Here is a 22,140-nt window from a genome sequence, read left to right on the forward strand (position 1 = left end):
AGAGTGTCATGGATATGCCAACCTATTTTATCGACTTTCTAGCCGCTATCCGGCCTACCGAAGCACAAACACGCCAGATGACCGAGGCGCACAGAGAACTGCAAGAGCGTCTGCGGGCTGAGGAAACACTCTCGTCGGTTATAATAACTACCTTTATCCAGGGTAGTTATCGGCGGCATACAGCTCTAAAGGCATGTAATGGCGAAAGATGTGATGTAGACGTGGTAGCCGTTACACGATTAGACAAGAAGGTCGTATCTCCTCAGAAGGCCCTCGATGCTTTCAAACCTTTTCTGGAAAAACATTACAAGGGAAAATACGAGATTCAAGGGAGATCTTGGGGCATTGATGTTAGTGATACCGTGAAACTAGATCTTGTACCTACAGCGGCGCCTTCAGAAGCTATGTTGCGCCTATTCGAAAGCAGGGACATTGGAACGTGGCTTGAACGAGGTGAGAGACTATTCAAGGAACATCAAAGGCAAGAAGTTGATCCCATTGTTGAAGCGGTTCGTTTGTTCCGCGCCAAGGACGAAAGGTGGAGGCTGGAGCCTTTGGATATTCCTGACCGGGAAGCACAAGAATGGGATCAGACCCATCCACTAGCTCAGATCGAATGGACCGTAGACAAAAACGGGCGGACTAACGGCCATTACGTCAATGTGGTCAAGGCCATTAAATGGTGGCGCAGGGAACGCGAGCCTATGCCCAAGTATCCCAAGAGCTATCCTCTTGAGCACTTGATCGGCGAGAACTGTCCTGATGAAATCAAAGGAGTAGGAATTGGAGTAGTACAATCCTTGGAAAATGCTGTAGTCCGATATGCACCATATGTTGAATCCGGCCAAGTACCCTACTTGCATGACCACGGTTTCCCGATAGAAGATCGCACTCATAATGTTATGAGGCGAGTGAGCGCAGTGGACTTTGCCAAGTTCTATGACAAGATGAAGAAGGCCGCCGGCATTGCACGCAGGGCATATGACTGTTCGTCAATGCATGAAAGTTCGAAGCTGTGGCGACAGTTATTTGGTGACGAGTTCTCGGAAGCTCCGCCCGACAAGGGTGGTGATGATGGCGGAGACGGCGGCAAAGGGGGCTTTACAGCGCGAACGAGTGCTTCCGTAGTGTCAACGTCAAGATTTGGTTGATGGATGAGCCACAAACCCAGTAAAGAACTCCGGAGAGCCCGTCGGGTAGTTGATGAGTTTCCTGACTTACAGGTAGTCCACGACCTGACGTGGTTCGAAGATGTGAAACGCTGGGGAATGTGCATTGATGTCAAGATCGCACAGGATGATGCACGAGAATTGGCCGAACAGACAAGGTGGTGGGTGGTCATCGATCCCTTCTATCCTTGGGGACACATTGATGTCTTTCCCGATCTGCAAGATGGAATCGAAAAGACATTTCACCACCAGAACCGAAACGATCCGCCTCGGGGGTCTGGTATACCATGGAGAAGAGGGAAAGTGTGTTTCTGGGCCCCTCACCATGTATTCGGTCGGCGTGCCATCGTCTCAGAGCCAATTGGAAACATAGAGCGTCTTCGATGGGTCTTTATCCAGCTTCGTGAATGGATTAGGAGAGCCGGGAGTGGCGCACTTGTTGCTGAAGGTGATCCGTTTGAGCTGCCTGATTTCTGTGCCTCAGACCAATTGGTGGCATTCTCTGAATCTGTTGCATCATTCGATTTGTGGTCTGATGTCCAGTACACTCATGGTATTGCGGAAATGGGGCAACTGCACAAAGGAGCACCATTGGCTGTTCGAGAGTTCAAGACACCCCAAGGGAAGTTGCTCGTAAAGCCAAGCTGGGGAACGGTGATATCGGAAGCCCCATCTCAACCCGTGGCAGTTTGGATTCGACTCACAGAGTTACCCGTCCTTCCCCCTTTCCGTGCTCCTGCTACTTGGGGTGAATTTCGTTCGGCTGTTAAGAATAGCGGTATACGCCTTGATGATATTCTCGAAAAGGCGCTTGCTACAATCCGCGATGGTCTGCGACATATCGCTTTGATTGGCTTTCCAATCCCACAAGAATATGGCCCTGCAAAAGAACCCCATCAGATGCATTGGCAAGCGCTGTCTTTGCCAATTGTATCTCGTGGCCGAAACTACTGTCACGGGTTTCGCCCCAACGCGAAAGGATACTGGATGCGAGATCGGCAGAAGTTCTTTCGTGATAGCGACACCATTCAGTGGCTGAAATCTATCAACTGGCACGAGGACCAACTTTCTGGTCGTGGGCAGATTAATCCGGTGCTTTCTGGTCGCAGAATCGCAATCATCGGGGCCGGAGCTATCGGATCGGTACTTGCGGAACTATTGGTTCGTGGAGGCGTTCGAGAGCTTTTTATTGTTGATGCTGATACCGTCGAAGCGGGCAACCTTGTGCGCCATACACTGAGCTTGGCGGATGTTGGCAAACCTAAAGCTGCGGCTCTTGCTGACCATTTGAACCAAGTATCACCACACGCGCGCGTAGAGGGTGTTGTGGAGGCATTCCCTCATCCTCTCACGGCGGAAAGTGAAACGAAACTGAAGGAGTGCGAAGTGGTCCTTGATTGTAGTGCCACTGATGACGTCATGCGGGTAATAGGCGATTGGAAGTGGAAGTCAGGCACCGCCATATTTTCGCTTTCGCTAGGTTTCGAAGCTGAGCGATTGTATTTTCTCTCGGGTATGCCCGGAACTGACTACATGCGATTATTAGAGGAAGCATTTAAAAGCGAGTTGGAGATAGACAAGGAATTGCTGGAGAGTGCCGAACTGCCCACGGAGGCGACGGGTTGTTGGCATCCCCTTTTCCCTGCTCGAATCGACCGAATATGGGCTATGGTCGGCATTGCCATAGGTCATATTGAGAACATGATAACTTCAGGTGAAGCGATGACCGCCATGCTTTTGAAATGGGCGGATGGGCAAGTCACCGTTGAACGTAGGATCTGATCTGGGATAATGTCTGAACCAATCCATTTCATATCTTCCGATAGGCGCTTCGAACTGTGCTTGCCCGGAGAGCTTATGAACCAGGTATTAGCTCGCTGTTCCGCTGCCGGATCATGTGAAACTGGTGGTATTCTGGTCGGAAAATACAGTCGAGATCGACGTATTGCTGAAGTTACAGCGATTTCAGACAGCCCAGAAGACTCGGTTGAGGGCCATACGATTTTTATTCGTGGCATCAGAGGGCTCTGCCGTTGGCTACAAAATCTCTGGCGAAGCGACTCACACTATTATCTGGGCGAATGGCATTTTCATCCAGGGCTCAATATTCAACCGAGTATGTTGGATAAGGGTACAATGACAGATATCGCTAGGGCAGAAGCATATAAGTGCCCCGAGCCGATACTTCTTATAGTCGGTGGCAATGAAACCCATGGCTGGTTCTTCTATGCGCAAGTTACGACACGCGATGGTGCAATTGTGGAATTGCATCGGTGTGAGCCAAAGAAATCATGACGAGGACGGAAAAGACAATCATGATCGATTGTCCTGCCGATTCAAACGTATCGCAATTATTGATGGTTTCCTGGACGAATAGTTGACTTTGTCTCTTAAGAAGGAAAGGACATGCGATGCCCATCGAAGGCGAAATTCTGCATTCGGATGACAAAGTCGAATAGGAGAAGGTGTATTGAGGGATTGAGGAGTGAATGATGGCCTTCCGATTCTGGAGGCGAATCAGGATCGCACCGGGCGTGACCCTGAACTTGAGCAAGTCGGGCGGGTCACTCTCGTTCGGGCCGCGCGGGGCGAAGTTTACCATCAGTCCAAGGGGCAAACGGGCCACGGTGGGCATTCCGGGTACAGGCCTTTTCTACACGACTACGCTTCCGAGCGGGAGGTCCAGCGGTAGGAGAAGCGCGTCCTACTCAGCTCCAGCCGTCCCAACGGTCCGCCCGGAAGACCGGCTGACGCTGGGTTTCTTCAAGCGGCTTATCACGCCGGACGACGAGGAGGCCCTGGTGGATGGGTGCCGGGAGTTGGTCCTTGGCAACGAAAACAAGGCCCTCGAACACCTCGAGAAAGCCGTCCGCCTGGCCGACGGCGCGTACCTTGCCGGTTTCCTGGCGCTCAAGCAGGAGCAGCTGGAAGAAGCCGCGACCTACCTGGCTACGGCTGCCGAGAAGCACAGCCGTCTGGGCCGCTACTTCTCGAGGTACGGCATCTCCGCCACCATGAGCCTCCCCATCACAGACGAGGTGTCCGCGCATGTGGGCCCGGATCTCCGCGGCGTGCTGTTGGGCCTGGTGGAGGTCTATCAGCGTCAGGAGCGCTGGGAGGATGCAATTGCCTGCCTGGAGCGGCTGCAACGGCTCGAACCCGACGACGTGGTGGTGAAGCTGTCCCTCGCCGAGCTGCTGTTGCAAGCCCGCCCGGGCGACAAGACAAATCGGCAGGACAGCCGATTTGGACGTGCCGGAGGCACGCCCGAAGGGCGCGAGCCGGGGATGGCGAGCGTCAACGTCTGCCGAAAGGTTGTGCGGTTGGCCGAAGGCATCGAGAACGAGACGCCGGTCCACACCGCTCTGCTGCTCTACAAGGCCAGGGCACTGCGCGGGCTCGGGCTCCTGGACGCGGCGCGGGAGACCCTGACGGGCGCCCTGCGCCGGAGGAAAGCCCGCTCCGAGGAACTGCTCCGGGCGCTCCGGTACGAACGGGCCCTGGTCTACGAGGACCTCGGCCAGCGCCGGCGGGCACGCAGCGAGCTCGAGAAGCTCTACGCCGAGGACCCGGATTACGAGGATGTGGCGGCCCGGTTGGGACTGTAGCGGAAATCCGAATCAGCGCCGTTTCCGCCCCCTCGGGGATCTGCCGCTCTTTGAAAAGATATTGTGCATCAACGGGTTAGGTGATATCCTGGCGGTGGAGAGTGGTTATGAAAAGGGTTGCACACGGGGAGCCAGAGAGATCCAGGCCGTTTCCAGAAATGGGAACGGCCTTTTTTCTTGGTGCGCCAGGCATGGCGCGTAGCGCCTTGACTGGCGCTGTTCCAGTTGTTGTGGTGATAACCGGATGACTTGGGGGTGTAAGTCCCCTGTGGACCCTGATGGCGGGAACCACTAGCCGAACGGCAAGGGTGTCCACCGCGAGGTGGGATCTGAAGGAAGCCGCAGGCAAACTCCCGGCCCGACGAACAGAAATCGCATACGAGGCAGTTCCATCCGGGCGAGAAGGCCAACATCTTCAAAGCCCCATAGCCATCCGGGAGGGTGGGGCTGTAGATGCGGCGGGTATATGGGAGGAAGGTCACGCGCATTACCCTGGGAGATCTGCCGATCTGCCTCGTGCTACCGGCGTCGGAGGCGTCGGGACGGGTCGGCAGAAGTCAGCGAGAGGCCATAGTAGCCGGGGTTGACCATCCCGGTGAAGGGCCGAAGGCACGAGGCGCCATTCAGGAGACTCGAATTTCGATGACGATCGAAGAAGCAGAAGCCCTGGTTGAGATATCAGGGGCCGCGCCCGAGGGTAGCGACCGGAAGTCGCAAGAGTATGGCACAGGTGACGTCAAACGTCACGGCATGCCGGGAACCGTCCTGGACGGAAGCGGAGACGCGGCTGATGGAAGAGGTTGTCAGTCGCGGCAACATGATGGCGGCCCTACTGACCGGGTGGTTGGCAACAAGGGAGCCCCCGGCATCGACGGGATGCAGGTGGGTGAGCTGAAAGGCTACCTGGTCAAGGAATGGCCGCGCATCAAGGAGGGCCTGCTGAACGGAAGCTACCAGCCCCAACCGGTGCGGAAGGTCGAGATACCCAAGCCCGGCGGCGGGGTGCGCATGCTCGGCATTCCCACGGTGCTGGATCGGCTCATTCAGCAGGCGCTGCATCAGGAGCTGATGCGGCTGTTCGATACCGGATTCTCCGATAGCTCCTACGGGTTTCGGCCCGGACGGAGCGCCCACCAGGCGGTACAAGCAGCCCGCAGGCATGTGGCCGAAGGGCGGCGGTGGGTGGTCGATATCGACCTGGAGAAGTTCTTCGACCGAGTCGGGCACGACGTGCTCATGGCACGAGTGGCCCGCAAGGTCAAAGACCCCCGTGTACTGCGACTGATCCGCAGATACCTGAGGGCCGGAGTGCTCGAAGGGGGGATCGTCTCGCCACGGGTGGAAGGGACGCCGCAAGGCGGCCCGCTCTCGCCGCTGTTGTCGAACATCCTGCTTGACGAGTTCGACAAGGAACTGGAGAGGCGCGGCCACGCCTTCTGCCGTTATGCCGATGATTGCAACATTTACGTGCGCAGTCGGCAATCGGCGGAGCGGGTCATGGCTTCGCTGATCCAGTTTCTCGAACAGCGGCTGAAACTCAAGGTCAACCGCGTCAAAAGCGCCGTTGGCCGCCTGGGAAGAACCTTTCTGGGTTACAGGATGACCTTTCACAAGAAACCGCGGCTCAAGGTGGCTGAAGGCTCTGTGAAACGGTTCAAGGCCAACCTCAGAAGGCTCTTTCGTCGGGGAAGGGGACACAGCCTCAAACGGGTCATCGAAGAGTCCACCCCGAAACTGCGGGGATGGATCGCCTACTTTCGGCTGGCGGAAGTCAAAGGCATCTTCGAAGAACTGGATAGCTGGGTCAGGCGGAAACTACGCTGCATTCTGTGGCGGCAGTGGAAGCGCTCTTTTACGCGGGCCAGGAATTTGATGCGGCGGGGATTGTCGGAACTCAGAGCATGGAGGTCGGCTCAAAACGGGCGAGGCCCCTGGTGGAATGCAGGAGCCTCGCACATGCACGATGCGTTTCGAAAATCCTTCTTCGATAAACTGGGGCTGATCTGCTTGGTAGACAGTCTCAGACGCTTTCAGAGTGCTTTGTGAACCGCCGTGTACGGAACCGTACGCACGGTGGTGTGGGAGGACGGCGGGGGTGACCCCGCCTCCTACCCGATTGGTGCGCCAGGCATGTTGCGTAGCGCCTTGACTGGCGCTGTTCGAGCCAGGTTTGACTCTTTTTCTCAGGGAGCTATTCTCTACCGGATGACGGTTGGTAACTCTACCCGAGCAGGGGGAGGAGATGTCCCGGGGAGAAGGGGAAAAAGCAGAAGGGCGCCACAGTCTGGCGGAGGAAAGGACCGATTGGGCCCTGGATCGCACAGCACTCGCCAAGGAGCGGACCTTCAATGCCTGGCTTCGCACCGGTCTCGCTTCAGTGGCCGCCGGCGTCGGTGTCTCCCGCCTGCTGAAGATCGAAGATTTCCCCCTGCTGACCAAAATGCTGGGCGCCATTTTGATCGCCGCCGGAGCGGCCCTGTTTGTCATCGCTTTCTGGCGTTATCGACAGGGGTACCAAGAGCTGCTGAAAGCCGACGTCCGCTTTCTCCCCCTCTGGCTTGTGGCCTTTCTGGTGCTTTTTTTGCTGGTGGGGGCTTTCCTGTCGTTTTTGCTGGTTTTCCTTCCCTAAGCTGCAGGTCACAATGAGTTCTGGGAATTGGCCTCCCATCTGCCGTGAAGGTAAACGCGGGACATGGCGCTTTCGGCCCGGCTGACCGAGAACAGAATAGTGCTTGGCTCGCCGCATCTCAGGGCAGCCTCCTTCCCTTTCAGGCAGGCTCCGGCAAGATCCAGTTTGCTTCGCGAAACCTCCATGGCGATGTTGCCCTCCACTGTCACAGCCGTACCGATTACCGTTGAATTTTCAATCCGCAGACCTGTCTCACTTCCCTTTATAAAACACTGCTCCAGAGAGGCTGTCGAGCCTATGATCTCGATCGCTTCAGCCGTCACGCCTCTGAGTCTGGCATTTCGGCAATTCACCAGTCTGATGGACCGATAATGTCCCTCCAGAATCAGATTGTCCTGATTGCTGAAATTGCCGATCCGGTTGCCCGGTAGTGCCTCTGTAGAATCCGGCCCTGATGGGGAGGAAAGAAAATCGAAAATTGCCCTGTTGAAGTGGTTGGCCTGATCGAACATGGGCATGTGGCCTGCTCCCGGGATTTTTATCAAACGGGCATTTTTCAAGGTTCCTTCAAGCAGAATGCCGCTGCGCAGGGGAGTAATATCGTCTTTATCCCCCCATAACAGCAAGGTGGGAACCTCAACCCGGGGCAGGATCGTGCTGAAATCTGTCTCGACCAGGGCCAGTGCGGCGATTCGAGCCGGATCCCCGCCCAATATATTGGCGCGCAGCAGGTCGTTTTTCAGCAGGACGTTCGGGTCCAGGGGGATCCCTTCCAGTTTCAGCAGGGTGGCGTCTATCAGATGGTCCAGCTTTTCGCCCACAGCAGGCGAGCCAGGCCATTGGGGTTCCAGGTCGGGAAGCAGAAAATGGCGGGTGATGACTGATCTGTGCAGAATTCCCGCCACATTGGCAAGTATCAGGTTCTGCAGGTTTTCCGGCCTGGTTCCCGCAAAATAAAGGGCGACCGAACCGCCAAGGGAGTGCCCCACGAGATGAAAGGGGCCGGGAACATACTTTTCCACAACCCATTTTAGAAACGCGGTATAGCGTTCTGGAGAATAAAGTTCGTTTTTCTTTTCAGAACGGCCGAAACCCGGAAGGTCGAAGGCAACAACGTGGTATTTTTCGGCCAGGACCGGCAGCATGGCATGCCAGGTGCCGGAGGCGAGATCCCCCAGGCCATGGACAAGGACCACGGTTTCGGCATGGCTTTTTCCCCCTTCAAGAATGAATACTTTACCTTTGAAGACGGGTTCACTGACCACTTCCTTGCTGATATCGGCTCGACTGGCAGCGGGAAAGGAGAAAACAAATAATAGAAAAAGCGCGAAGATTTGAACCATATTTCAGCCTGCTTTCAAGATGGCGTGGCAAAACTCACCACTGCTGCATTATTGCAATTGCTCTCGTCACTGCATCGCTAAATACGCCGGATTCCTCACCAATTGCGCGCGCCTTGCATTGCGCATTTTGCTTAACCAGTTTTCTTGCGAAAGCATCCTTCAGGGACCTTCGAACTTTTTGCAGAAGGGTGGAAATAATCGTTGCGTAAAGTATTGCATTTGTCTTCTTGTTGTGGCAGAAAAGACATGCTTCTTGTGAATTATTAGCAAAAAGCTATGATTTGTTTCCCTTTTTTCTAAAAATAGAATTATTTTTTTTCAATTTTTATTCGGCTTTTAGGCCTGTTCGGTTCCACTGGAACCGGATTTTAAACAAATTACCTGGGAGGGTGCCAAATGAAAAACATCAATTTTTTCGGAAAATCAATGATTTTTTTGCTGTTGTTCGCCTTGTCCGGCTTTGTGTCGGGTTCTGCCTTCGCCGCAAAAGAGGTTCGGTATACCAAGTACAACATTCATACTCAGGCCAAGGGAGGCAAACTCCTTAGTGCCAGCTATGCCAACTATACCAGGCCGGGAGCCGGACATTACATAATCCCTGCCGGTACCAAGATCGTTATCAGCGGAAAATCCCGAAAGGAAATCAAGTTTCAGATTGATGGTGATGAACGCGAGGTTCAATTTCTGTTCCATGAGTCGCGTATGGGAATGAGCGTCGATGAATATATTCAGAAAATCACTTCAGCAGATCCGGTTTCCCTGAAAAAGCTTTCGACCCTGGACCGCAAGGGGGTTGCCGAGGGCAAGGCCTTTGTCGGAATGACCCGGGAAGGGGTCATGACCGCTCTGGGCTATCCGGCCACTCACAAAACTCCTTCACCCGATTCTCCCACCTGGATTTACTGGACAAACCGCTTCGGTACTCTTGCCGTCGATTTCGATGACAAGGGCCGGGCGAGGTCTGTCAGAGAATAGACAACCCTGGTTCGTGGGATTGGTGCCATCGCAGCCCATGGCGGGATGGATTCCTGTCTCTCTTGTCCCTGCCCTGCCATTTATAAATATCACCGGAGAATATGTAAATGCGCGAAGTTGCATTGGTTACAGGTGCCAGCAAGGGGATCGGCGCGGCGATAGCCCTGGACCTGGCCCGTAGCGGTTTCGATATTTGGCTTAATTTTCGCAGAGATCACCAGGCTGCTTCTGAAGTGGCAGCTGCCATAGAGGCTGAAGGTGCGGCCTGCAGTCTGCTTCCCTTCGATGTGTCTGACGGACTGGCGGTACGGACGGCACTGGAGCCGCTACTGCAGGACAAAACCCCTTATGCCGTCATCAACAACGCCGGCTTCGCCCGCGATGGGTTGATGGTCTGGATGAAGGACGAGGAGTGGCAGGACGTCCTGAAGGTTCATCTCGACGGGTTTTTCAATGTCACCAAGACTGTGCTGACCGGCATGCTGAAAAAACGTCGGGGGCGGATCGTCAACATCGTTTCCACTTCCGGGCAGAGCGGTTTTGCCGGTCAGGTCAACTACTCGGCGGCCAAGGCGGGACTGATCGGTGCGACCAAGGCGCTTGCCGGCGAGGTCGCCAAACGAAATATCCTGGTCAATGCGGTTTCGCCCGGTTTTATCGAAACGGAAATGACCAAGGACCTGCCGCAGGAACGAATCCTGCCGATGATCCCTCTGGGAAGGGTTGGGCGGCCGGAAGAAGTGGCAGGATTGGTCGCCTTTTTGTGTTCGGACCGCGCCTCCTACATCACCGGCCAGGTTTTCTCGGTCAACGGTGGAACTTACATGTAGTATTCCGGCCCGGGCTGATTCATCAAGTAAGCCAGGGTTGCAACGGCATGATTGAAGGGGTCTTTGCCATGCATCGGGTTGCCATAACGGGATTGGGCATCGTCTCCTGCCTAGGCAGTGATACGAAAACCGTCACTTCCGCCCTGCGGGAGGGGCGTTCGGGAATCGTGGTCGACGAGGAACGGCGCCGGATCGGATTTCGCAGTCCGCTTACCGGATCGGTGCGGGATTTTGACCCTTCAGCCCTTCTGAGCCGCAAGCAGCGCAAAACCATGCCGGATTTCGCCATTCAGGCCTATTCCGCAACATGCGACGCCCTGCGCATGGCCAATCTGAGCGATGTGGAGATCCAAAATCCGGAAACGGGGTTGATCTTCGGCTGCGACTCCAGCTGTATCGCGGCCATCGAGCAGGTGGAAGCCCTGCGGGAGAAAGGAGAAACCAAGTTGATCGGCAGTGGGGCGGTGTTCCGTTCCATGACCAGCTGCATCACCATGAATCTCAATACCCTGCTGCAGACCCGGGGTGCCTGCTGGACGATCAGCTCGGCCTGTTCCAGCGGCGGACATGCGGTTGGGCAGGCGGCCGATCTCATCGCTTTCGGTCGGCAGGAAAGGGTCATCTGCGGCGGCGCCCAGGAAATCAACTGGGAATCGATGTGCAGCTTTGACGGTCTGGGCGCCTTTTCCCTTCGGGTCGAGGAACCCCGGGTCGCCAGCCGGCCCTTCGATGCAAACCGCGACGGATTGGTGCCGAGCGGGGGGGCGGCCGCCATCGTGCTGGAACGTTACGACCTGGCGCGGGCCCGGGGCGCCGACATTCTGGGGGAAGTCCTCGGCTACGGTTTTTCATCCGATGGCGAACATCTTTCCGTCCCGGGAGGGGACGGTTTGCAGCGTGCCATGGGCAAAGCAATTGAGGCCGCCGGACTGAAGCCAGCGGATATCGATTATATCTCGGCCCACGCCACCTCAACGCCGGCCGGAGATGCCGCCGAAGCGGAAAATATTTCAGCCCTATTCGGCGGATCCAGCCCGCTGGTTTCCTCGACCAAGTCGATGACCGGGCATGAACTCTGGATGTCCGGTGCCGCCCAGGTCGTATATTCCGCTCTGATGGCGCAAGGCGGGTTCATCGCACCGAACATCAACTTCGAGAACCCCGATGAATCGACCCGAAAGCTGCGTATCGCGACGGAAACCGTGAACCGCGCTCCAGAGCATGTGCTGTGCAATTCGGCCGGTTTCGGCGGCACCAACTCCTGTCTGGTGTTGAGGTTTGCATGACTTTCGATTCGGTGGTGGTGGGCGGAGGCGTTTCCGGCCTTACCGCCGCCCTGATATTGGCCCGTCACGGGCGCAAGGTCGCCCTGGTTGAAAAGGAGCGTCGACTCGCGCCCCTGATTCGCGGGTTTATCCGCGAAGGCATCTACTTCGACAGTGCTTTTCACTACGCCGGAGGGCTGGCCGACGGCGAAGTGCTCGACCTGTTTTTCCGCTATCTGGGCCTGGCCGGCCGGGTTGAGAAATATCCGTTCAATCCGGAGGGGTTCGACGTCTTCCGGGATACGGAGCAAGGCCGGGACTTCCCTTTTCCCGCAGGATTGCCACTGCTGCAGACGGCCCTGCAGGAAGCCTTTCCAGCTGAGCGGTATGCCGTTCGGGATTACCTCAGGAAGCTGGAGGAGGTCCGCCGTCGGCTGCCCTATCTCGATCCCGATATTCCTGCGGATCAATGGGATGCGGCAGGAGTTGTTCAGGGGCCCTCTTTGGCCGAAGTGCTGGAACAATGTACCGGGAATCTGGCTCTGAAAAATCTGCTGTCGCTGCACACTCTTTTGCATGGAGTGCCGGCCCGGGAAGTTTCTTTCGCCATCCATGCCAGCGTGGCAGGTCTCTATTATCATTCGGCTTACGGCCTGGTAGGCGGCGGCAGGGCGTTGGCCGAGGCCTTCGAAGACCAGTTGAACGTCGAGGGCATCACCCCGATTACCGGAAGGGGAGTCAAACGCCTGAATTTGGATTCGTCCGGTGGGCTGCAGGGTGTCGAGCTGGACGATGGCGAGCGGATTTACGGCCGGGAATGTCTGGTGACCACCCATCCGAGTCTCTTTCTTGAGATGGCTCCGCCAGGTACATTACGACCGGCGTTCAAAAAACGCATAGAAAATCTCGAAGAGTCCGCCACCGCTTTTGTCCTTTATGGAACGGGGCCAGAGTCGCCGCAGATTCTTACCAGAAGGAATCTGATTGTCGGAAAATCGGGTGGGGACGGCGATCCCTGGTATGGAGACAAGGCCGAACGTCCTTTTTTCCTGTCCGGTGGCGCCGCTTGTCGCGAAAATGCAGCGACTTCCGGGTGGGTGGCTATCTGTCCGGTCCAATGGGATGATATCGGCTGGAAGGGCCAGGGCTGCTCCCGGCAGCGGGAAGCCGGATATGCAGACAGAAAGAGCCGGATAGGCGAAAGGCTCTTCGAAAGGATTCGGCAACAGGTGCCCGAGTTGGCCAATGGGGTCCGTTTGCTGGAGATGGCAAGCCCCCTGACCCTGCAAAATTACACCGGAAGCCCGACAGGGGGCCTTTACGGCGTCAAGCACAAGGTCGGTCAATACAACCCCCAACCGGCTGTTCGCATCCCGGGGGTGTATCTTGCCGGACAGGCCGTCGCTGCACCGGGCATTCTCGGGGCCATAATTTCGGCCTTTCTCGCCTGCGGGCATCTGTTCGGGCACGATCATCTGCGCAGAGAGGTTCTGGCATGTCGCTGAAAAGAGTGGTTATCACGGGCCTGGGGGCCGTTTCGCCTTTTGGGGGGAATACTGCCGCCCTGGTGGAAGGTCTTCTGGCCGGCCGGAGCGCTGTCCGAAACGTGGCCGGGTTGGAAAGGATCGGAGGCCTGCGCCCGCGTGTGGCCGCCCCGGTCACGGGCATCGATCCCAAGGAGATTCCACGCAAGTACCGTCGATCCATGTCCTCCATGTCGATCTTTGCCACTTTCGCCTGCCAGGAAGCTCTGGCGCAGGCAGGATTGACGGCCGAAGAAGCCAGCGACGGCAGACTCGGCCTCGCTCTCGGATCGACAGTCGGCAGCACCCAGGCGAGCGAAGACTTTTTCCGCGACTTTTTTACCGACTACAGTCTGGAGCGGATGCGCTCGACGCTCTTTTTTCAGATCATGAATCATTCCGTCGCCGCAAATGTGGCCCAGGCCCTGGAAATCACCGGCCGATTGCTGGCTCCGGCCTCGGCCTGTTCCACCGGCTGCCAGGCCATCGGCTATGGGTATGAAATGGTGGCTTGCGGCCGGCAGCGGATGATGCTCTGCGGCGGAGCCGATGAGTTCCATCCTTTGACTGCAGCCACCTTCGATATCATGAACGCGGCCTCCTTCGCATTCAATCAGGAGCCCTCGCGCACTCCCCGTCCCTTTGATCGGGACCGCGACGGCATGGTCTGCGCCGAAGGCGCGGGAGTGGTCCTGTTGGAGTCCCTCGATTCGGCCCTGGCCCGGGGAGCGGAAATTCTCGGTGAAGTATCGGGGTTTGCCACCCTTTCCGATCCCAGCAATATCGCGAATCCCAATGCGGCGATGATGGAACACTGCATGCGGCTGGCGCTCGAAGATGCCGGATTGACCGCGGATCGCGTGGATTATGTCAACGCGCACGCCACTGCCACCCTGCAGGGCGATATCGCCGAGAGCGAGGCGATTGCCGGACTGTTCGGAGCACGGGTGCCGGTGAGCAGCTACAAGGGGCATCTGGGGCATGCCATGGCTGCCAGCGGAGCCCTGGAGACGATCGCAGCCCTGGAACTGATGAGAAACGAATTCCTCGTACCGACCCTGAACCTGGAAAACGTTGACCCCGCTTGTGGCAGGATTCAACATCCGGATTCGATCCAAAAGGCATCCATCGACATCTTCGTCAAAAACAATTTCGCCCTTGGGGGCGTCAACTCTTCGATTGTGGTAAGGAGATATCCGCATGACTGATCAGGAAATCATAGACCTTATCGATTCTTCTCTGGCCGAGGAATTCGAACTCGATCCGGAGGATATGAATCCGGAAGCCAACCTCTATACCGATCTGGGGCTGGACAGCCTCGATGCCGTGGACATGGTTGTGGTGCTGGAAGGGGCATTCAAGTTCAAGATCCGCGAAGAAGACAGTATCCGGGAAATCCGTACCCTCAGCGACATTCATCGTTTCGTGATCTCCAAAAAGCGATCGCTGGAGAAAGAGACGGCCTGACCATGCCCATCGAAATATCGGCTTTGCAGGTCAATTCTCTATTCAATTTTCGCGATCGGCTGCTGGCCCTGATCACGACATCGGTGATCTATCCGCTCCTGATCCTCTGGACCCTGCTGGGCATCGCTCTCTTCCCGGCGGCTTTTGCCGCCTGGAAACTGTTCACCGGCTGGGACGGAGGCCGCATCATGCGCCATTTCATCTGGCTTTACGGCCGGGGATGGGTCGTGATCGTTTCTCCCTTCGTCCGCTTCAAACGGCAAGGGCTGGAAAACCTTCGACTGCCCCGGGGCAGCATACTGGTGGTCAATCACCTCTCATTCTTCGACACCTACTGCATGGCGCTGCTGCCAGTTTTTGACGTGACCTTCGCTGTCCGGTCCTGGCCGTTCCGCATGTTCTGGTACGGCCGTTTCATGCGGCTGGCCGGATATCTCGACGTCGAATCCGACAGTTGGGACGAGACCCGGGAAAAAAGCGCCAAGGTCCTGGCCGCGGGCGGACATCTGCTGTTCTTCCCCGAAGGTCATCGCAGCCGGGACGGCCGTTTGCAGCGTTTCTACCGGGGAGCCTTTCGCCTGGCGGCGGAAACCGGGGCTCCGCTGGTTCCTCTCTGCCTGACAGGTACCGACCGCCTGCTGCCGCCCGGCCGACTCTGGCTGGCGCCGGCGAAGGTCACGCTGCGAGCATTGGAGGCGATCGATCCGGCGGATTTTCCCGGAGACGACGGTCATCGTGACCTGGTGCGCGAGGTAAAGAAACGGATGGCGCGAAGCATCGAGGAAATGGAGGGGAAATGAGCCTTTTGCAGAAGAACGCGGCTGCATTTCGGCACAGCAACCTGGCTTTTTCCAGTATTCACGAAATTAACGCCACCCAGAACGAACTTTTGCGCAATCATATCGCCTATCTCTCAGCGCATTCTCCATTTTATCGAAAACGTTTTGCAGAGACGGGCGTAAATCCGGCCGGGATTCGGACCCTCGAAGATATCGGATTGTTGCCCTTGACCGACAAGGCGGACCTGGCCAGCTGCAATGAGGAATTTCTGTGTGTCGACCGGAGGGAGATCGTCGATCTCTGCCTGACCTCAGGTACAACCGGACGCCCCGTTGCACTGGCACAAACCGCCCTGGACCTGGAACGATTGGCTTTCAACGAGGAACTGTCCTTCCGCTGCATCGGTATTACCGCTGCCGACCGGGTATTGATTGCCGCCGCCATGGATCGGTGTTTCATGGCTGGCCTGGCCTATTTTCTGGGCCTTGTCCGAATTGGGGCCCAGGCGATTCGCGGCGGGTCGAGCAGCGTACCGGCCCTGATGGAGCTTTTGAACGCTCACCATCCGACAGCTATCGTCGGGGTTCCGACCCTGCTTCTGCGCCTGGCCGAAAGTCTCCAGGACGAAGGCCTTGATCCAGTTAGCCTGGGGATTCGGCGACTGATCTGCATCGGTGAACCGCTGCGCCTGGCTGACTTGTCTCTCTCGGTCAGCGGCAAGCGCCTGCAGGCCCTGTGGGGAGCGGAGGTTTTCGGAACCTACGCCAGCACCGAAATGGCCACCGCCTTTACCGATTGCTCTTTTGGACGGGGGGGCCATTTGCAACCTGAATTGATGGTCGTGGAAATCATCGATGAAGAGGGTCGTCCCCTGCCGCCCGGAATACCTGGGGAGGTGGTGGCCACGCCGCTGCAGGTTACGGGGATGCCGCTGCTGCGGTTTCGAACGGGGGATATCGCCGCTCTGTACAGGGAACCGTGCTCCTGCGGACGCAATTCCTGGCGACTGGGTCCGATTATCGGACGCAGAGCGCAGATGCTCAAGTATCGAGGGACGACAGTTTTCCCCAGGCCATTTTCCAGGTTCTGGAAGAAATCAACTGGGTCCGTGGGTACTACCTGGAAGTTTTCGATGAATTTGACCTGGGAGACCGCCTGCGGATCGTTGTGGGCTGCGCCGATCCCGCCGCCCGGGCGGAGTTTCTGGCCGAGCTGATTGCCGCCCGCATCCGGGTCAAACCCGAAGTGATGCTGGTTTCCCCCGAAGAGGTGCGGCGCAAAACAACGGCACCGGACAAGCGCAAACCGATAACTTTTTTCGATTTTCGGGGCATGGCAACGGAGGAACTAAGAAACCATGTTTGAGGCTGAAACAACACTGACAAAAACTCCGGCGGTCGCCTGCCGGCGTCCTGCGATCGCGCTGAACGGATGTGATCTTCGGATCGAGGATATCGTTGCCATCGGCGTGGGGGACAGGGAGGTCTGTCTGGACCCCGCCGCTCTCGAACGCTGCCGTGCCAGCCGCCGGTTTCTTGAGCAGGAAGTCGCCGCCCGGCGCATTATCTACGGGGTCAATACCTCCTTCGGTCCCATGTGCAACAAGATCATCGAGGACCGGGAGATCGAAGCCCTGCAGGTCAATCTCATCCGCAGCCATGCCGCGGGGCTCGGAGATCCGCTGAAGCCCTATATTGCCGTGGGCATCCTGGCGGTCCGACTGAATACCCTGGTGAAGGGCTACAGCGGGGTGCGCATCGAACTTCTCGAATTCATGCGTGACATGATCAACCACGGCATTGCCCCCTACATTCCCGAATGCGGCAGCGTCGGCGCCTCCGGCGATCTTATTCACCTGGCTCACATGGCCCTGGCGATCATCGGCGAGGGCCGGGTCTATTATCAGGGTGTCCTGCGTCCCGCGGCGGAAGTGTTCGCTGAGGTCGGCATGACGCCGATGCAGCTCTCCTTCAAGGAGGGGATTGCATTGATGAACGGCACCAGCGCGATGACCGCACTGGCTGCGTTTGCTCTGTTCGGCGCAAAAAAACTGCTTCGCCTGTCCTGCGTCACCGGTGCCTTCGCTCTCGAAATTTTTGGCGGCATCGACGATGCTTTCGATGAGGACCTGCATCGGGTCAAACCTCATCCTGGACAGCTCCAGGTGGCTGAAACCATTCGCAGCCTCTATCAGGGATCGAAAAACATCACCCTGCGCGCAGACATGCACGACCGGATTCGCAGCCAGCAGCAGGACGGCCCGGTCTATGAAACCAGCATCAACGTGCAGGACGTCTATTCGGTGCGCTGCACTGCGCAGGTTCTGGCGCCGGTGGCGGAGGCGATCGAGCTTGCCGTTCGCACGGTGGAGACCGAAGCCAATTCCTCCAACGACAACCCGATCGTCATCCCTGAAAAGAAAAAGATCATCCACGGCGGCAACTTCCACGGCCAGAGCATCGGTTTCGTGATGGATGCGCTTTGTATCGCCATCGCTACCCTCTCCACCCTCTCGGAGCGGCGCATCAACAAATTTCTCGACCGAAGCCTCAACGAAGGGCTGCCCGAATTCCTCATTCCCGGCACTCCCGGACTGACCATGGGGTTCATGGGAGCCCAGTATCTGGCCACTTCGACCACCGCCGAAAATCGACAACTGGCCGCGCCGGTCAGCACCCACTCGATCTCCTGCAACGTCTCGAACCAGGACGTGGTCAGCATGGGCACCGTGGCCGCCCGCAAGGCCTTCAAGAGTGTCAGCAACGCCAAACATATATTGACCCTCGAGGTATTGGCAGACCTCCAGGCCCTGTCTTTCCGCAATGCCGAGGGCCTCGGCGGGGGCACCCGGCGGGTTCATCAGATTCTGTCCCGGGAATTCGTACCCTATGACAACAGCCGGGTTTTTCATGAGGACCTGGTCCGGTTCCGGAAACTGCTTTTTTCCAGTCAGTTGTTCGATGACCTGAAGGTCTACCAGGAGGAAGGCCATGCATGATTCCGCCGGTCTGCCGCTGGCCGCCGAAAAACTGATTCCCCATCGCCGGCCGATGCAGTTGATCAAGGCGTTGGAGAGCTATGAGGACGGTGCCGGCACTGTCGTCGCGGAGGTGGAGCCGGGCAACCCGCTTCTGGAGCCGGACGATTCCCTGGCCGAGGTAGGCCTGCTGGAATTGATGGCCCAGTCCTATGCGGCCGTTCAGGGGTACGCCGACAGTTTTTCCGGACTGCCGCCCCGACAGGGTTTTCTGGTCGGGGTTCGGGGAGTGTCCTTTTATGCCAGGCCGCGCCTGGGAGACCGGCTTGAGATCCGTGTGCGGGTGACCACCCGTCTGGAAGGTTTCGCCATTGTCGAAGGAAGCGTCCGGCGGAACGATGAAATTCTCGCCGAGGGCAATATCAAGCTGTTTATTGTGCCGGCCGAGGGAGGCGAAAGGTGAAGAAAAACAGCATCTGCTGTCTGCTGATCGGGCTCTGGCTGCCCGCCGCCGCTTTTGCCGGCTCCCTGGAAAATGTCCTGGACCGGCTGACCGAGCTGGCGGGAGGCGTCGAAACGCTGGCCAGCGATTTTAGCCAGGAAAAGTACCTTTCTGTTTTTCAGGACGTTCTCCCTGCAAAGGGGCGATTCTACTACCAGAAGCCGGACCGGTTGCGGTGGGAAATGACTGAACCGATGGTGTCGGGGTTTGTACTCGACGGCGGCAAGGGGCGGCGTTGGCAGGATTCGGCCGGCCGCGGCGAACGATTCGACATCTCCCGCGAACCGGTCATGAAAATCGTCGCTGATCAGCTGCTGGCCTGGACGCGGGCCGACTTCGAAACCTTGCGCCGCGATTACCGCATCAGCCTGAGCGGCGGGCAACCGGTTCGTCTGAGGCTTGTCCCCAAAGGGGAGGCCGCCGGTTTTCTCGACCACTTGTCGATCACTTTCGCCGATGACGGACGTCACGTGCGGCAGGTGGAGGTGCATGAAAAGGGCGGCGATTATACCCGCATCACTTTTCACCACACCCTGGTCAACGGGCCGCTGGCAAAGGATCTGTTTTGAAAGGTTTTTCACCCTCAAGGGAGAGGGAGGAGTCCGGTAACCCATGAACCTGACCGATCTCGTTGCCGCCCTTCATCGCCGGCTCGCACCTCGCAGGGTTTGGCTGGTGACAGGTACGATGGCGGTCATCCTCGCCAGCCTGCTCGGATTCCGCACCCTGCACCTGCAGGAAAACATCGCGGCGATGCTGCCCGAGAGCGGCGACATTGCAGAGGATTTCCGGCTGCTGCAGCAGGCGCCCTTTACCCGCAAGGTTGTAATCACCCTGACAGGACCGGAGGGAGTCGATCCCGATGCCCTGGCGGAGGCGGCCGACCGCCTGGCCGCAAGCCTCGATCCGGAACTGTATCCGTTGGTGGTCAGCGGCCCCGAAGAGCGGCTGATGGGGCGGATGGTGCCCTGGATTCTGGCGGCCTTGCCAAATGTGGCTACCGCAAAGGATCTGGCCGACCTGCGAAAGGAACTGGATAACGAGGGAGTGCGCAGACGATTGGGGGAGAGTTACCGCGCTCTGCTCTGCCCGGAAGGTTGGGCTCTCAAGGGGCTGATCCGGCAGGACCCGCTGAGTCTTCATCGCCTGGCCCTCGAAAAGCTGCGGCATCTCAACCTGGTGCCCGGTGCACGGCTGGCGCAGGGGCATTTTCTCAGTCCGGACGGGCGCAGTACCCTGCTGGTGGCGGAAACACCGGTCGCCATGACCGATTCCGCCGGCGCGGAACGGTTGCTCGCCGCTTTTTATAAGGCGACGGAGTCTCTGCCGGGAGGCATCAAGGCCACCCTGGTCAGCGGCCATCGCTACACCGCCGCCAATGCCCGGGCCATTCAGAAGGACCTGTGGCGCATTCTGACTTGCTCCACCGTGGGCCTGATCCTGCTATTTGTGCTGTTTTTGCGCAGTCCACGGGCGGTTTTCGTTTTTCTTGCGCCGGTTTCGGTGGTTTGCCTGGCGGCTGTAGCCGTCGGCCTGGTCTTCCGTGAGGTTTCCGCGATGACCATCGGTTTTGGCGCTGTGCTGCTCGGCATTGCCGTCGACTTCGGCCTGCATGTCTATTTTGCCCTGCGTCGCGGAGGAGGAGAGGCGGCAGACATCGTCGGGTCCGTCAGCCGTCCCGTTGTTTTCGGCTGCATGACCACGGTGGCCGCTTTTGCCGTGCTCCTTTCCTCAGATCTTCCCGGACAGCGGCAGCTGGCGGTTTTTTCCATCACCGGCCTCCTTGCGGCCCTGCTGCTGGCCCTGGTGGTGCTGCCCCACCTGCTCACGACAGGACATGATTCTGAACAGCTTTCTACGCCGCCGACCCCGCGCGGCGGCCGCCTGATCGTCGCCATCTGGCTGCTGCTCCTGGCCATTTGCGGCTGGCAGGCGACCAGGGTGACCATCGACGGCGACCTGCGTCGAATGAATCTGGTGCCGGACGAGCTGGCCGCCGACGAAGCGCAGGTGAGGCAGATTTGGGGACAGGTGCGGAGCCAGGCCATGGTCTGGGCTGTGGGAGACACCCTCGATCAGGCCCTGGCGACCAACGGCCAGGTGCTGCAACGCTTCGAAAAGAGCGGAGGGATCGAATCTTTGGTCAGCCTCTCCCCGCTGCTGCCATCGACCGGGGAGCAGGCGGAAAATCGGAGGCGCTGGCTGGAATTCTGGCAGGGCCCCGCGGGTCGGCGCGTCCTGGCTGCTCTTGAAGACGAGGCGAAGGCTCTCCGTTTCAGCGGCGACGCCTTCGCCCCCTTCCGGGAGTCCCTTGAAAAGCCGGTTCTTCCGATTACGCCGGCCGGCTTGCGGGAGGTTGGCCTTGGTGAAGTGGTCGATACGCTGGTGACGACTCTGGAGGATGGCCGGATCGGTGTGCTTAACCTGATACCGGAAAATCCCGAGATGCTGTCCAGGGCAGAGACGGCCCTGGCCGGCCTGGAGGATGTCCGCCTGGTGGCTCAGGGCCGGTTTCGACAGGAACTCAGTGTGGCCATCGAAAAGGATTTTATCCGCTTCATCCTCGCGGCAGGACTGGTTGTGCTGGGGCTGCTGGCCATTCTGTTCCGCAAGCCGTGGGAAATCCTAGCGGCACTGGTGCCGGTGGCGACCGGTCTGGTGATGATGTTCGGGATCATGGGAATGTTGGGACTGAGCTTCAACCTGTTCAACATCATTGCCGCCATACTCGTGATCGGTCTCGGCGTCGATTACGGCATTTTCATGGTCCACCGCCAGAAAGAGGGGATGGACCGGGCCACCGGACAGGCAGTGCTGGTCTCCGGTCTCACCACACTGGCCGGTTTTGGAGCTCTCGTGCTGGCCCGCCATCCGGCCCTGCATTCCATCGGCGTCACCGTGCTGCTGGGCATCGGCAGCGCAATTCCGGCAGCGCTGTGGGTGATTCCGGCGTTGTATCAGGTTGGAAAGCATGGGGCGTTGAGAAAAACTTATAAAGGCAATAATCGGACGCGGATGAACGCGGATGAACGCGGATAAGGCCGAAAACCCCAACAAGACGCCTTGGTTTTG

At 58.0% G+C, this 22,140-nt stretch carries 22 protein-coding genes; 20 read left to right on the top strand and 2 right to left on the bottom strand.

From position 1 onward, the window contains the following. The first annotated feature begins 8 nt into the window (after positions 1 to 8). The 4 genes from R2940_17620 (at position 9) to R2940_17635 (ending at position 3,861) form a co-directional block, all read left to right on the top strand. Complete coding sequence (locus R2940_17620) at positions 9 to 1,151, top strand: hypothetical protein (protein ID MEZ4601611.1); 1,143 nt, start codon at positions 9 to 11, stop codon at positions 1,149 to 1,151. A gap of 3 nt (positions 1,152 to 1,154) precedes the next feature. After that, a complete protein-coding gene (locus R2940_17625; protein MEZ4601612.1) occupies positions 1,155 to 2,951 on the top strand; it encodes a ThiF family adenylyltransferase in 1,797 nt (598 codons plus the stop codon). Between the two features lie 75 nt (positions 2,952 to 3,026). Next, on the top strand, positions 3,027 to 3,464 hold the full coding sequence (locus R2940_17630; protein ID MEZ4601613.1) for a Mov34/MPN/PAD-1 family protein: 438 nt from the start codon (positions 3,027 to 3,029) through the stop codon (positions 3,462 to 3,464). A gap of 190 nt (positions 3,465 to 3,654) precedes the next feature. Next, positions 3,655 to 3,861, top strand: coding sequence for a hypothetical protein (locus tag R2940_17635; protein MEZ4601614.1), 207 nt, complete (start codon positions 3,655 to 3,657; stop codon positions 3,859 to 3,861). A gap of 16 nt (positions 3,862 to 3,877) precedes the next feature. Here the strand turns inward: R2940_17635 and R2940_17640 are convergent, their stop codons facing one another. Then, positions 3,878 to 4,219: a hypothetical protein gene (locus R2940_17640; GenBank protein ID MEZ4601615.1), complete on the bottom strand. Its 342-nt coding sequence runs from the start codon at positions 4,217 to 4,219 to the stop codon at positions 3,878 to 3,880. A 150-nt stretch (positions 4,220 to 4,369) separates the two neighbouring features. On the opposite strand from R2940_17640, the gene R2940_17645 reads away from it, so the two are divergent. The 3 genes from R2940_17645 to R2940_17655 all read left to right on the top strand — a co-directional run bounded on the left by R2940_17645 (position 4,370) and on the right by R2940_17655 (position 7,406). Further along, entirely contained in the window at positions 4,370 to 4,777 is a 408-nt protein-coding gene (locus R2940_17645; protein ID MEZ4601616.1) for a hypothetical protein, read from the top strand. 453 nt (positions 4,778 to 5,230) lie between these two features. Beyond that, on the top strand, positions 5,231 to 6,823 hold the full coding sequence (gene ltrA / locus R2940_17650) for a group II intron reverse transcriptase/maturase (GenBank protein ID MEZ4601617.1): 1,593 nt from the start codon (positions 5,231 to 5,233) through the stop codon (positions 6,821 to 6,823). Positions 6,824 to 6,989: 166 nt separating this feature from the next. Continuing rightward, a complete protein-coding gene (locus tag R2940_17655) occupies positions 6,990 to 7,406 on the top strand; it encodes a DUF202 domain-containing protein (GenBank protein MEZ4601618.1) in 417 nt (138 codons plus the stop codon). Between the two features lie 8 nt (positions 7,407 to 7,414). Here the strand turns inward: R2940_17655 and R2940_17660 are convergent, their stop codons facing one another. Continuing rightward, on the bottom strand, positions 7,415 to 8,749 hold the full coding sequence (locus tag R2940_17660) for an alpha/beta hydrolase (protein MEZ4601619.1): 1,335 nt from the start codon (positions 8,747 to 8,749) through the stop codon (positions 7,415 to 7,417). Between the two features lie 396 nt (positions 8,750 to 9,145). On the opposite strand from R2940_17660, the gene R2940_17665 reads away from it, so the two are divergent. From R2940_17665 to R2940_17725, 13 genes are all read left to right on the top strand, one after another. Further along, on the top strand, positions 9,146 to 9,724 hold the full coding sequence (locus tag R2940_17665; GenBank protein MEZ4601620.1) for a hypothetical protein: 579 nt from the start codon (positions 9,146 to 9,148) through the stop codon (positions 9,722 to 9,724). Positions 9,725 to 9,831: 107 nt separating this feature from the next. After that, positions 9,832 to 10,554, top strand: coding sequence for a 3-oxoacyl-ACP reductase FabG (gene fabG, locus R2940_17670; protein ID MEZ4601621.1), 723 nt, complete (start codon positions 9,832 to 9,834; stop codon positions 10,552 to 10,554). 47 nt (positions 10,555 to 10,601) lie between these two features. Continuing rightward, positions 10,602 to 11,840 carry a beta-ketoacyl-[acyl-carrier-protein] synthase family protein gene (locus R2940_17675; GenBank protein MEZ4601622.1) on the top strand — a complete coding sequence of 413 codons (1,239 nt, stop codon included), beginning with the start codon at positions 10,602 to 10,604 and terminating at the stop codon, positions 11,838 to 11,840. Next, on the top strand, positions 11,837 to 13,324 hold the full coding sequence (locus R2940_17680; protein MEZ4601623.1) for an FAD-dependent oxidoreductase: 1,488 nt from the start codon (positions 11,837 to 11,839) through the stop codon (positions 13,322 to 13,324). Before R2940_17675 ends, R2940_17680 begins: the two co-directional genes overlap by 4 nt. Continuing rightward, positions 13,315 to 14,550 (top strand): beta-ketoacyl synthase N-terminal-like domain-containing protein, encoded by a 1,236-nt coding sequence (locus tag R2940_17685; protein ID MEZ4601624.1) that lies wholly within the window; start codon positions 13,315 to 13,317, stop codon positions 14,548 to 14,550. The genes R2940_17680 and R2940_17685 overlap by 10 nt, the downstream gene beginning before the upstream one ends. After that, positions 14,543 to 14,809, top strand: a complete 267-nt coding sequence (locus tag R2940_17690; GenBank protein ID MEZ4601625.1) for an acyl carrier protein — start codon at positions 14,543 to 14,545, stop codon at positions 14,807 to 14,809. The genes R2940_17685 and R2940_17690 overlap by 8 nt, the downstream gene beginning before the upstream one ends. Positions 14,810 to 14,811: 2 nt before the next feature. Further along, positions 14,812 to 15,609, top strand: coding sequence for a lysophospholipid acyltransferase family protein (locus R2940_17695; GenBank protein MEZ4601626.1), 798 nt, complete (start codon positions 14,812 to 14,814; stop codon positions 15,607 to 15,609). Then, positions 15,606 to 16,805, top strand: a complete 1,200-nt coding sequence (locus R2940_17700; protein MEZ4601627.1) for an AMP-binding protein — start codon at positions 15,606 to 15,608, stop codon at positions 16,803 to 16,805. The genes R2940_17695 and R2940_17700 overlap by 4 nt, the downstream gene beginning before the upstream one ends. Continuing rightward, on the top strand, positions 16,757 to 16,954 hold the full coding sequence (locus tag R2940_17705) for a hypothetical protein (GenBank protein ID MEZ4601628.1): 198 nt from the start codon (positions 16,757 to 16,759) through the stop codon (positions 16,952 to 16,954). Before R2940_17700 ends, R2940_17705 begins: the two co-directional genes overlap by 49 nt. Then, complete coding sequence (locus R2940_17710; GenBank protein MEZ4601629.1) at positions 16,947 to 18,587, top strand: aromatic amino acid ammonia-lyase; 1,641 nt, start codon at positions 16,947 to 16,949, stop codon at positions 18,585 to 18,587. The genes R2940_17705 and R2940_17710 overlap by 8 nt, the downstream gene beginning before the upstream one ends. Beyond that, positions 18,580 to 19,029, top strand: coding sequence for a hypothetical protein (locus R2940_17715; protein ID MEZ4601630.1), 450 nt, complete (start codon positions 18,580 to 18,582; stop codon positions 19,027 to 19,029). The genes R2940_17710 and R2940_17715 overlap by 8 nt, the downstream gene beginning before the upstream one ends. Then, on the top strand, positions 19,026 to 19,637 hold the full coding sequence (locus R2940_17720) for an outer membrane lipoprotein carrier protein LolA (GenBank protein ID MEZ4601631.1): 612 nt from the start codon (positions 19,026 to 19,028) through the stop codon (positions 19,635 to 19,637). The genes R2940_17715 and R2940_17720 overlap by 4 nt, the downstream gene beginning before the upstream one ends. 43 nt (positions 19,638 to 19,680) lie before the next feature. Beyond that, complete coding sequence (locus R2940_17725) at positions 19,681 to 22,107, top strand: MMPL family transporter (GenBank protein MEZ4601632.1); 2,427 nt, start codon at positions 19,681 to 19,683, stop codon at positions 22,105 to 22,107. Positions 22,108 to 22,140: the final 33 nt, after the last annotated feature.

The organism is Syntrophotaleaceae bacterium, assembly GCA_041390365.1.
Classification (GTDB): Bacteria; Desulfobacterota; Desulfuromonadia; order Desulfuromonadales; family Syntrophotaleaceae; genus JAWKQB01.